This window comes from Antribacter sp. NEAU-D49 (assembly GCF_057158775.1).
This window is the reverse complement of the sequence record NZ_JBXTSN010000009.1, coordinates 134,604-146,207: the sequence shown is the minus strand read 5'-3', so window position 1 is coordinate 146,207 and position 11,604 is coordinate 134,604. Positions and strand designations below refer to the sequence as shown.

General features: G+C 72.1%; 8 protein-coding genes. 7 read left to right on the top strand and 1 reads right to left on the bottom strand.

The features are described from left to right. Window positions 1-958 (bottom strand): glycoside hydrolase N-terminal domain-containing protein (locus AC060K_RS09665; RefSeq protein ID WP_483765221.1); only part of this gene is annotated, 958 nt, incomplete at its 3' end. A gap of 256 nt (window positions 959-1,214) precedes the next feature. On the opposite strand from AC060K_RS09665, the gene AC060K_RS09660 reads away from it, so the two are divergent. From AC060K_RS09660 to nrdE, 7 genes are all read left to right on the top strand, one after another. Then, complete coding sequence (locus tag AC060K_RS09660) at window positions 1,215-3,218, top strand: beta-galactosidase (protein ID WP_483765220.1); 2,004 nt, start codon at window positions 1,215-1,217, stop codon at window positions 3,216-3,218. After that, entirely contained in the window at window positions 3,215-5,554 is a 2,340-nt protein-coding gene (gene yicI / locus AC060K_RS09655) for an alpha-xylosidase (protein WP_483765219.1), read from the top strand. Before AC060K_RS09660 ends, yicI begins: the two co-directional genes overlap by 4 nt. After that, a complete protein-coding gene (locus tag AC060K_RS09650) occupies window positions 5,551-6,978 on the top strand; it encodes a GH1 family beta-glucosidase (RefSeq protein WP_483765218.1) in 1,428 nt (475 codons plus the stop codon). Before yicI ends, AC060K_RS09650 begins: the two co-directional genes overlap by 4 nt. Further along, entirely contained in the window at window positions 6,979-8,451 is a 1,473-nt protein-coding gene (locus AC060K_RS09645) for a serine hydrolase domain-containing protein (RefSeq protein WP_483765217.1), read from the top strand. It begins immediately after the preceding gene. A 187-nt stretch (window positions 8,452-8,638) separates the two neighbouring features. Next, window positions 8,639-8,881, top strand: coding sequence for a glutaredoxin-like protein NrdH (gene nrdH / locus AC060K_RS09640; RefSeq protein WP_483765216.1), 243 nt, complete (start codon window positions 8,639-8,641; stop codon window positions 8,879-8,881). 110 nt (window positions 8,882-8,991) lie between these two features. Then, window positions 8,992-9,441, top strand: a complete 450-nt coding sequence (nrdI, locus tag AC060K_RS09635) for a class Ib ribonucleoside-diphosphate reductase assembly flavoprotein NrdI (protein WP_483765215.1) — start codon at window positions 8,992-8,994, stop codon at window positions 9,439-9,441. 38 nt (window positions 9,442-9,479) lie between these two features. Continuing rightward, a complete protein-coding gene (gene nrdE, locus AC060K_RS09630) occupies window positions 9,480-11,600 on the top strand; it encodes a class 1b ribonucleoside-diphosphate reductase subunit alpha (RefSeq protein ID WP_483765226.1) in 2,121 nt (706 codons plus the stop codon). Window positions 11,601-11,604: the final 4 nt, after the last annotated feature.

Genomic DNA, 11,604 nt, shown 5'->3' with positions numbered 1-11,604 from the left:
ACGACAAAGTGCCGAAGCAATGTGCGCCGCTGACCACGGCGACCGCTACCGCCCCCCGGCGGCCCACGGCGTCGTCGTACCGGACCGGCTCCGGCACGTCCTCGTGGCCCGGGGCGACGTCGACGGGCAGCAGGACCTCGTGCACCAGCACGCCGCCCGGGATCTCGGCAGCCTGTCCGGCGCGGCCCCGATCCGCTGCTCCGGACGGCCCGGCACCGCCCGGCGCCTCCCGGAGCACGCTCGATGCCCGGAGGGCGAGCGGTACGGGGCGCTCGCTGCGGATCGTGTGCACGACGACGCCGAGCACGGCGTCGGCCCAGGTCTCGTGGTGCACCCGACCGCCGATGGCGTCGTCGTACGTGTGCCAGGCCACCGCCTCCCGCAGGCTGAGCCCGCGCGCATAGCCGGCCGACGCTGCGTCGGGCCCCGAGATCCCGCCCGCGCCCGCCTCCGCACCCGAGGCCGGCAGCGCCCCCGCCCCCGCCCCCGCCCCCGCCCCCGGCAGAGCCGCCGCCCCCGGTACCGGCCCCGGCACCGGCGGCGACGGCGCGTCGGACGGCTCCTCGCCGACCGTGACCCGCAGCTCCGCGAGGGGTAGGTACGCCTGCACCCACGGCGTCTGGAGGTCGTGCAGCAGCTCCTCGGACCGCCGGACGTCCCCCGCCGCGACCGCCTCCCGCACCGCCGCGAGGTGCGCCGGGCCGCGCGCTCGTGTGCCGGCCAGGGGATCCTGGGGTGCGGCGGGCCCGGACCACGCGGTGAGGTCGTTGAGCCAGAGGTGCTCCCCGCCCACGAGCCCGGCGCACATCGCGGCGCGGAACCCGTTTCCTACCGGAAGCGCTTCGACCCAGGATCCGGCCGGCCGGTCGTACTGCAGCCGGTGGGCGGCTGCTGCCCCGTCCGCAGAGCGAACCCGGTTCGTCTCCGGTCCCGTGGGCCCGGCTTCCGGCGCATTCATCGACGTGTTCTCCTCGCGGCGGGGTGGCTCGGCGGCGGCGGCCACGGTGCGGGCTGCGAGCGGACGACGTCGTCGCGGACGCTGGACACCCAGGCCGCCACAGGCTACCTTGTTGAAACGCTTCGACGAAGCCGACGGGCAAGGATGCCCGCGGGACAGGGCAGGGAGGCCGACGGTGGTGCGGGGGACATCTGTGGGGTGGTCGGCGTCGGCCACCTCCCGTACGGCGCCCGGAGGGCGGGGCCGGTTCGCGGCGGTGACGCGCGACCTGGGCCTGTGCTTCGGCGGCGACTACAACCCGGAGCAGTGGTCGCCGGAGGTCTGGCGCGAGGACGCGCGGCTGATGCGCGAGGCGGGCGTCAACCTGGTGACCGTCGGCGTCTTCAGCTGGGCGCGCTACGAGCCCAGCCCTGGCGTGCGCGACTTCGCGTGGCTCGAGGAGGTCCTGGACCTGCTCCACGCGTACGGGGTGGCCGTCGACCTGGCGACGCCCACGGCGTCACCGCCCGCCTGGCTCGGCATCCTCCACCCCGACACGCTGCCGGTGGACCGGGACGGCGTGCGCCTCGTGGCCGGCTCACGCAACCACTTCAGCCCGGCGTCGCGCACGTTCCGCGAGCACGCCCTCGCCATCACGTACGACCTCGTGGAGCGGTTCGCCGCCCACCCCGCCGTCCGCATGTGGCACGTGGGGAACGAGTTCGGGCAGGTCTGCTACGGCGACGAGTCGGCCGAATCGTTCCGTGTGTGGCTGCACGCGCGGTACGGCACGATCGAGCGGCTGAACGAGGCCTGGGGCACGGCGTTCTGGTCCCAGCACTACGCCTCGTTCGAGGAGGTCGTGCCGCCGCGCCGCACGCCGTACCACGTCAACCCCACCCAGACCCTGGACTTCCGCCGGTACTCGTCCGACCTGCTGCGTGACCTCTACCGCGAGCAGCGCGACGTGATCCGCACCTTCGACACCGAGCGCCCCGTCACCACCAACTTCATGGGCTTCTTCCCCCTCGTCGACTACTGGTCGTGGGCGGCGGACCTCGACGTGGTCGCCGACGACGCCTACCCCGACCCGGCCGACCCGCACGCCCCGTCCACGGCCGCCCTGACGCAGGACCTCATGCGGTCGCTCGGCGGCGGCGACCCCTGGGTGCTCATGGAGCAGGCCGCCGGCGCGGTGAACTGGCGCGGCCACAACCTGCCGAAGAGCCCTGAGCGCGCCCGGCTGGAGTCGCTCCAGGCCGTCGCCCGCGGGGCCGACGGCATCTGCTACTTCCAGTGGCGCGCCTCGCGCGCGGGTGCCGAGCGCTTCCACTCCGCGATGCTGCCCCACGCGGGCCCGGACACCCGGGTGCACCAGGGCGTCAGGACGCTCGGCGCCGACCTGGCACGGCTGCGCCCGCTCGCCGGCACGCGTGTCTCGGCCAGGGTGGTCGCCCTGTTCGACTGGTCGTCCTGGTGGGCGTCCGGCGAGGTGGGCGGGCCCACCGACCGGTTCGACGCCCTTGCCCAGCTCCGCGCCTGGTACCGCCCCCTGTGGGAGGACGGCGTGGCCGTCGACCTCGCCCCGCCCGGTGACGACCTCGTCGGCTACGACGTGGTCCTCGTGCCGAACCTCTACCTCCTGGCGCCGCACGCCGCAGAGCAGCTGGAGGCCGCGGTCCGGCAGGGCGCACAGCTCGTCGTCGGCCCCTTCTCCGGCGTGGCCGACGACGACGCCCAGGTGCAGCCCGGCCGCTTCCCCGCGCTCCTGCGCGACGTGCTCGGCGTGAGCGGCGAGGAGTGGGCGGCGCTGCCCGACGACGGCGTGGCGCTCGCGGTGGCCGGCGTGCTCCTCGACGAGCCCGGTGCGCCAGGCTCGCGGGCGACCGTGCTGGGCGAGCTGCTGCGGGCGGAGGGGGCGGACGTCCTCGCGCGCTACACGGAGGGGCACCTGGCCGGGGCGCCGGCCGTCACCCGGTACGCCACGGGGGCCGGAACCGCCTGGTACCTCGGCACGGTCCCGACGCCCGGGCTGCTCGCCGCCGTGCTCCGCGCGGCGGTGCGGCGGGCGGGTGTCGAGCCGGCGCTGCCCGGGCTGCGTGGCACGGGCGTGGAGGCGGTGCGGCGGGGCGACGCCCTGTTCCTGCTGAACCACGCCCAGACCCCGGCCCGGGTCGCTGCGCCCGGGCGGTACACCGACCTGCTGACCGGCGTCGCCGTCGACGACTCGGTGGAGCTCGCCCCGTGGGGGGCCGTGGTCCTGATGGAGAGGAACGCATGAAGTTCACGGATGGCTACTGGAAGCTCCTTCCCGGCGTCGCGATGCTGCGGCCGCGCTGGGTGGACGAGGCGGTCGCGGACGGCGACCGGCTCGTGGTGCACGCGCCCACGGCGCCGATCCACGACCGGGGCGACACCCTCAACCGTCCCCTCGTCACGGTCACGTTCGACGCGCCCATGGACGACGTGATCGGCGTCCGGATCGAGCACCACCGCGGACGCCGGGACCCCGGGCCGCACTTCGCCGTGCGGCGGGAGCCGGCCGTCGTCAAGGTGGTCGCGGCGGGCCCGGGCGACGCGGCGGCGTCGATCACGTCGGGCGGTCTCACGGCCCGCGTGTCGGTCGACGCGCCCTGGCGGGTGGACTTCGAGGCGGGCGGGCAGGTGCTCACGTCGTCGTCGGACCGGAGCGTCGGTGTGGCCACCACCCCGGAGGGCACGTTCGTCCACGAGCAGCTCAGCCTCGACGTCGGGGAGCACGTGTACGGCCTGGGCGAGCGCTTCGGGGCGTTCGTCAAGAACGGGCAGAGCGTGGACGTCTGGAACGAGGACGGCGGCACCGCCAGCGACCTGGCGTACAAGAACGTGCCGTTCTACCTCACCGACCGCGGGTACGGCGTGTTCGTGGCCCACCCGGAGCGGGTGTCGTTCGAGGTGGGGACCGAGGTGGCGTCGCGGACGCAGTTCTCCGTCCCGGGCGAGCACCTGCAGTACTACGTGATCCACGGGCCCACCCCGGCCGACATCCTGCGCCGGTACACGGCGCTCACCGGCCGGCCGCCCCAGGTCCCGGCGTGGTCGTTCGGGCTGTGGCTCTCGACGTCGTTCACCACGAGCTACGACGAGGCGACCGTGACCTCGTTCGTGGACGGCATGGCCGAGCGTGGCATCCCGCTGAGCGTCTTCCACTTCGACTGCTTCTGGATGCGGCAGTTCCACTGGTGCGACTTCGTCTGGGACCCGGCCACCTTCCCCGACCCCGAGGGCATGCTCGCGCGGCTGCACGACCGCGGCCTGCGGGTCAGCGCCTGGATCAACCCGTACATCGCGCAGCGCTCGCACCTGTTCGACGAGGGCGCGCGCCTCGGATACCTGGTCCGCACCCGCGAGGGCGACGTCTGGCAGTGGGACCTCTGGCAGGCCGGCATGGGGCTGGTCGACTTCACCAACCCCGACGCGACGGCCTGGTTCCAGGGCAAGCTGCGCGAGCTGCTCCGGCAGGGCGTGGACTGCTTCAAGACGGACTTCGGTGAGCGGATCCCCACCGACGTGGTCTGGCACGACGGGTCCGACCCGCAGCGGATGCACAACTACTACGCCTACCTGTACAACCGGGCCGTGTTCGAGGTGCTGGAGGCGGAGCGGGGTGCGGGCGAGGCGGTCGTGTTCGCCCGGGCGGCGACGGCCGGCACCCAGCAGTTCCCCGTGCACTGGGGCGGCGACTGCGAGTCCACGTTCGCGGCCATGGCGGAGTCCCTCCGGGGTGGCCTGTCGCTCGCGCTGTCGGGCTTCGGCTACTGGAGCCACGACATCGGTGGCTTCGAGGGAACGCCCGACGCCGCGGTGTTCAAGCGGTGGGTGGCCTTCGGCCTGCTCTCGTCGCACTCGCGCCTGCACGGGTCGAGCTCGTACCGCGTGCCGTGGGCCTTCGACGAGGAGGCGGTGGACGTCACGCGCACCTTCACCCGGCTGAAGCTGCGGCTCATGCCGTACCTGGGCCGGCTCGCCGCGGAGACGACCGCGCACGGCCTGCCCGTGATGCGGCCGATGCTGCTCGAGTTCCCGGGCGACCGCACGGCCGCGACGGTGGACACCCAGTATCTGCTGGGGGACTCGCTGCTCGTGGCGCCGGTCTTCCGCGCGGACGGCCGGGTCGAGTACTACGTCCCGGAGGGCACGTGGACGCGGCTCCTGCCGTCGTCCGTGGAGGGCGCCGAGGGCACGCTGCCCGACGACGGCGCCGCTCGCCTCCCGCGCACCGTCACCGGCCCGCGGTGGGTCACCGAGGAGCACGGCTTCGACTCGCTCCCGCTGCTGGTACGGCCGGGCACCGTCCTGCCTGTCGGCGCGCGCGACGACCGCCCCGGCTACGCCTGGGCGGAGGGCGTCACCCTGCGGCTGTTCGGGCTGCCGGACGGCTACGACCAGATCGTGACGGTGCCCGGCGGCGAGGGTGCCGCCGCGACGTTCCGGGTGCGGCGCGAGGGCGACGTCGTGCGCGTGTCGTCGGACGACGCGCCGGGACCCTGGGCGGTCGAGGCAGACGGTCTCACGAAGCGGACAGAAGGCGCGGGAGCGCTCTCCCTGTCGGTGTCGACGGCTAACCTGACCGCATGAGCACCCCACGCACCTTCCCCGACGGCTTCGTCTGGGGCTCGGCCACCGCTTCCTACCAGATCGAGGGGGGCGCCACCGAGGGCGGCCGCGGCCCCTCGATCTGGGACACCTTCTCGCACACGCCGGGCAAGACCCTGAACGGCGACACCGGCGACGTCGCCGACGACCACTACCACCGGTGGCAGGAGGACGTGGAGCACATCAAGAACCTGGGCCTGGGCGCCTACCGGTTCTCGATCGCCTGGCCGCGGGTCCAGCCGGGCGGCAGCGGCGAGTTCAACCCGGAGGGCATCGCGTTCTACTCCGGCCTGGTCGACGCGCTGATCGAGGCGGGCGTCAAGCCGGTCGTCACCCTCTACCACTGGGACCTGCCGCAGGAGCTCGAGGACCAGGGCGGGTGGGCCAACCGCGAGACGGCCTACGCGTTCGCGCGCTACGCCCGGCGCATGGCGGAGGAGCTCGGCACGCGCGTCGACACGTGGACCACGCTCAACGAGCCGTGGTGCTCGGCGCTGCTGGGCTACGCCTCCGGCGTGCACGCGCCCGGTCTGACCGACCAGGTGACGGCCCTGCGCGCCATCCACCACCTCAACCTGGCCCACGGCCTCGCGGTGAAGGAGATCCGCGACGTGCTGGGCGAGCAGGCCAAGACGTCGCTCACGCTGAACCTGCACGTGATCCGGCCGGACGACCCGTCGTCGGAGGCCGACGTCCAGGCCGTCCGCGAGGCCGACGAGATCGCCAACGGCGCGTTCCTCGGCCCGGTGCTCGACGGCGCCTACCCGGCGGGCCTGATCGAGCGCACCTCCGGTCTGACCGACTGGTCCTTCGTCGAGGACGGTGACCTGGAGATCACGAACCAGCCGCTGGACGTGCTGGGCGTGAACTACTACTCCACCGCCCGCGTGCGCCGGTACGCCGGCTCGGGCGAGCGCCAGCAGGCCGACGGGCACAAGGACTCCGAGGGCTCGCCCTGGATCGGGGCCGACGACGTCGAGTTCCTGCAGCAGCCCGGCCCGTACACCGCGATGGGCTGGAACATCGAGCCGCAGGGCCTCACGGACCTGCTGCTCTCGCTGCACGAGTCGTACCCGGACCAGCCGCTCATGATCACCGAGAACGGCGCCGCGTTCGACGACGAGGTGTCGGCCGACGGCCGGGTCCACGACGACCGCCGGGTGGCTTACCTCCACGACCACGTCGAGGCGCTGGGCCAGGCCCTCGACAAGGGCGTCGACGTGCGCGGCTACTTCGCGTGGTCCCTGCTGGACAACTTCGAGTGGGCGTACGGGTACGACCGTCGTTTCGGGATCATCCGCGTGGACTACGACACGCAGGAGCGAACCTGGAAGGACTCCGCGTACTGGTACCGCACGCTCGCCACGACGAACTCGGTGCCGGCGGTCACGGACATCGAGGCGTAGGTGGGGTCGGCGTCGGGCCGCGAACCCGACCTCGGTGACGCGACGGCCCACGCCCTCCACGAGCACCTCGGCACGCTGCGCCGCAGGTCACGCGTACCCGCCCTGTCCGCGGCCGTCGGCCGCGGCGGGCGGGTCGTGTGGTCGGCGGTGGCCGCCGCGCAGGGAGCGGTCGTGGGCGACGACGGCGCGGGCGGGCCGGTCGCGGACGGCACCGCCGGTGCCCCCGCGCCCGGACCGGAGCTCGCGTTCCGGATCGGGTCCATCACCAAGCCCATGGTCGCCGTGGCTGTGCTGCAGCTCGTGGAGGCCGGGCGCGTCGCGCTGTCCGACCCGGTGGGCCGGCACCTGCCCGACGCGCCGGTGCCCGGCGCGACGCTCCACCACCTCCTGACGCACACCAGCGGCCTGCCGGCTGAGCCGGCAGGCCCCTGGTGGGAGCGGCACGGCGGCTGCACCTGGGACGAGCTCGTCGCCATGGACCTGCCCGCGCTGTGGGAGCCCGGCGAGCGGTACCACTACTCGAACACCGGGTTCGCGGTGCTGGGCCGGCTCGTGGAGCGGGCCCACGGCCGGCCGTGGGACGAGGTGCTGAGGGACCGCCTGTGGTCGCCCCTCGGCCTGCGGTCCACGGGGCGGGAGCCCGTCGGGCCGCGCGCGACGGGCTACGCGGTGCACCCGCACGCCGACCTCGTGCTCCGCGAGCCGGTGCCTGGCTACCTCGCGCTGGGGCCGGCGGGGGAGGTGTGGTCCACGCCGTCGGACCTGGTGCGGTTCGGCGCCTGGCTCGTGGGCGTGGGCCCCGAGGATGTGGACCCCGCGGTGGCCGACGGCGTGCTGTCCCGCGCCGTCCGGCGGTCCCTCGGGGTGCCGCGGGTCGTGGTGGACGACGACGGGCCCGCGGGCGGTCCGTGGACCACGGCGCACGGGCTCGGTGTCCGGGTGCGGCAGGACGGCCCGGTGCGCACCGTGGGCCACGGCGGCTCCGTCCCCGGCTTCACGGCTGACCTGCGGGCGGACGCGGCCACGGGCGACGTCGTCGCCGTCTGCGGGAGCTCCACCGGGGGCTTCGGCAACGGGGCGGGGCTCCTGCGCCTCCTGCAGGACCTGGAGCCGCCCCTCCCGGCGCTCCGGGAGCCCGTGGGGGAGGCCTGGGCCCCCGCGCTCACAGGCACCTGGTACTGGGGTCCGAGCCCGTACACGGTGAGCGTGGACGCCACGGGGCGGGTGGTCCTGCGGTCGTCGTCGGACGGCGGGCGGGGGTCGGTCTTCGCGCCCGGTCACGACGGTGTCTGGGTGGGCGTGGAGGGCGGCTACTGGCTCGGTGAGCGCCTGCGCGTGGTCCGTTCGGAGGGCGGGGCGGTGGCGCTGGACGCCGGGACCTTCCACCTCACGCGGACCCCGTACGATCCCGCGACACGCGTGCCGGGGGCGCTCGACGGGACGCCCTGGATGGGGTTACCCTCTGCTCCCTGACGTCGGCGCCGAAACGTGTTGACCACTACATCTCGTGGGTGAGCGGACGTCAGACACTAGGTGTAGTGTTTGAGGCATCAGGAGCCGCAGGCTCCGGAACAAAGAACATCGGCGTAGTTCCACGTGTGTTCTTCGAGGTCACAGGCCGTCGGGGACGCCGTGGAGGGGACACAGGGGAGGCGGGGACATGAGCGTCACGGTGTACAGCAAGCCGGCTTGCGTCCAGTGCGACGCGACGTACCGGGCACTGGACCGTAAGGGTATCGAGTACACGGTCGTCGACATCACGCAGGACGCGGCGGCGCTCGAGATGGTCCGTGGCCTCGGCTACCTGCAGGCGCCGGTCGTCGTGGCCGGTGACACCCACTGGTCGGGCTTCCGCCCGGACCAGATCAGCGCGCTCGCCGCGCTGCAGACCGCGCGCGCCTGACGCGCCGGCGCCGCGAGGCGCCCACCAGCCGGCGACGTGCCGCCGGGCTCCGGCCCGGCGGCACGGGCTCCCGGCAGCGGCCCCGGAACGACGGCTAAGGAGGTCGGGCGATGGGTTCTCTCGTCTACTTCTCCAGCGTCTCGGAGAACACGCACCGCTTCGTGCAGCGCCTCGGCCTCGAGGAGCTGGGCATGACGGTGCGCAGGATCCCGCTGCGGCCGGCCGACGGATTTCTGACGGTGGACGAGCCGTACGTCCTCGTGGTCCCCACCTATGGCGGGGGCAACGAGGGCGGAGCCGTGCCCCGTCAGGTGAGGAAGTTCCTCAACGACGAGCACAACCGGTCGTTCATCCGCGGCGTCATCGCCGCGGGGAACACCAACTTCGGAGCGGCGTACTGCATCGCCGGGGACATCGTCGCTGCCAAGTGCCGCGTTCCCTACCTGTACGCCTTCGAGCTCCTGGGTACAGCGGAGGACGTCACGCGCGTCCGCGACGGATTGGGACGATTTTGGCAACGACAGTCACAGAACTCGGGACTGACCCGGCTCTCGGCCTGAGCGGGGACGCCGCGCAGGCGCCCGTCGCACCGGTCGAGCTGGGCGGGGTCCAGCTCGACTACCACGCGCTCAACGCGATGCTCAACCTGTACGGCCCCGACGGCAAGATCCAGTTCGACCGGGACCGTGAGGCGGCGCGGCAGTACTTCCTGCAGCACGTCAACAAGAACACCGTCCAGTTCGAGACGCTCGACGCCAAGCTGGACTACCTCGTCGAGAACAAGTACTACGACCCGACCGTGCTGGCGAAGTACTCGCGCGCGTTCGTCAAGGAGCTCTTCCAGCTCGCGTACTCGAAGGACTTCCGCTTCGACACGTTCCTCGGCGCGTTCAAGTACTACACGTCGTACACGCTGAAGACGTTCGACGGGAAGCAGTACCTGGAGCGCTTCGAGGACCGTGTGTCGATGGTGGCGCTGGGCCTGGCGGACGGCGACGAGCAGACGGCCCGCGACATCGTCGAGGAGGTCATCTCCGGCCGGTTCCAGCCGGCGACCCCCACGTTCCTCAACGTCGGCAAGGCGCAGCGCGGCGAGCCCGTGTCCTGCTTCCTGCTGCGCATCGAGGACAACATGGAGTCCATCGCGCGCGGCATCAACTCCGCCTTGCAGCTGTCGAAGCGCGGCGGTGGCGTGGCGCTGCTCCTGTCGAACATCCGCGAGCACGGCGCGCCGATCAAGCACATCGAGAACCAGTCGTCCGGCGTCATCCCCGTGATGAAGCTGCTGGAGGACTCCTTCTCCTACGCGAACCAGCTGGGCGCCCGCCAGGGCGCCGGTGCGGTGTACCTGCACGCGCACCACCCGGACATCCTGCGGTTCCTCGACACCAAGCGCGAGAACGCCGACGAGAAGATCCGCATCAAGACGCTCTCCCTGGGCGTCGTGATCCCGGACGTCACGTTCGAGCTGGCCAAGAAGAACGCCGAGATGCACCTCTTCTCGCCGTACGACGTGGAGCGGGTGTACGGGGTGCCGTTCGCCGACATCAGCATCACCGAGAAGTACGACGAGCTGGTGGCCGACGACCGCATCCGCAAGACGACCATCAACGCACGCGACTTCTTCCAGACGCTCGCGGAGCTGCAGTTCGAGTCGGGCTACCCGTACGTCATGTTCGAGGACACGGTGAACCGGGCCAACCCGATCGAGGGCCGCATCACGCACTCGAACCTGTGCTCGGAGATCCTGCAGGTGTCGACGCCGTCCACGTTCAACGAGGACCTGTCGTACGAGACCGTGGGCCGCGACATCTCCTGCAACCTGGGCTCGCTGAACATCGCGCGCACCATGGACTCGCCGGACTTCGCCCGCACCATCGACACGGCCATCCGCGCCCTGACGGCGGTGTCCGACCAGACGAGCATCGAGTCCGTCCCGTCGATCAAGCTCGCCAACGAGATGGGCCACGCCATCGGCCTGGGCCAGATGAACCTGCACGGCTACCTCGCCCGCGAGCGGATCTACTACGGGTCCGAAGAGGGCATCGACTTCACGAACATCTACTTCTACACGGTCGCCTTCCACGCGATCGCGGCGTCGAACCGCCTCGCGATCGAGCGGGGCCGGGCGTTCGGCGGGTTCGAGAAGTCGACGTACGCGAGCGGCACCTACTTCGACAAGTACACCGACCAGGTGTGGGAGCCCGCCACGGAGCGCGTGCGGCAGCTCTTCGCCGAGTCGGGCGTCCAGATCCCCACGCAGGAGGACTGGAAGCAGCTCAAGGCGTCGGTGATGAAGCACGGCATCTACAACCAGAACCTGCAGGCCGTGCCGCCCACCGGGTCGATCAGCTACATCAACAACTCGACGTCGTCGATCCACCCCGTGCCGGCCAAGATCGAGATCCGCAAGGAAGGCAAGATCGGCCGCGTCTACTACCCCGCTCCGTACATGACGAACGACAACCTGGAGTACTACCAGGACGCGTACGAGATCGGGTACGAGAAGATCATCGACACGTACGCCGCGGCGACGCAGCACGTGGACCAGGGCCTGAGCCTCACGCTGTTCTTCCCGGACACCGTCACGACCCGCGACGTCAACAAGGCGCAGATCTACGCCTGGCGCAAGGGCATCAAGACGCTGTACTACATCCGCCTGCGTCAGATGGCGCTGGAGGGAACCGAAGTGGAAAACTGCGTCAGCTGCATGCTCTGAGCGC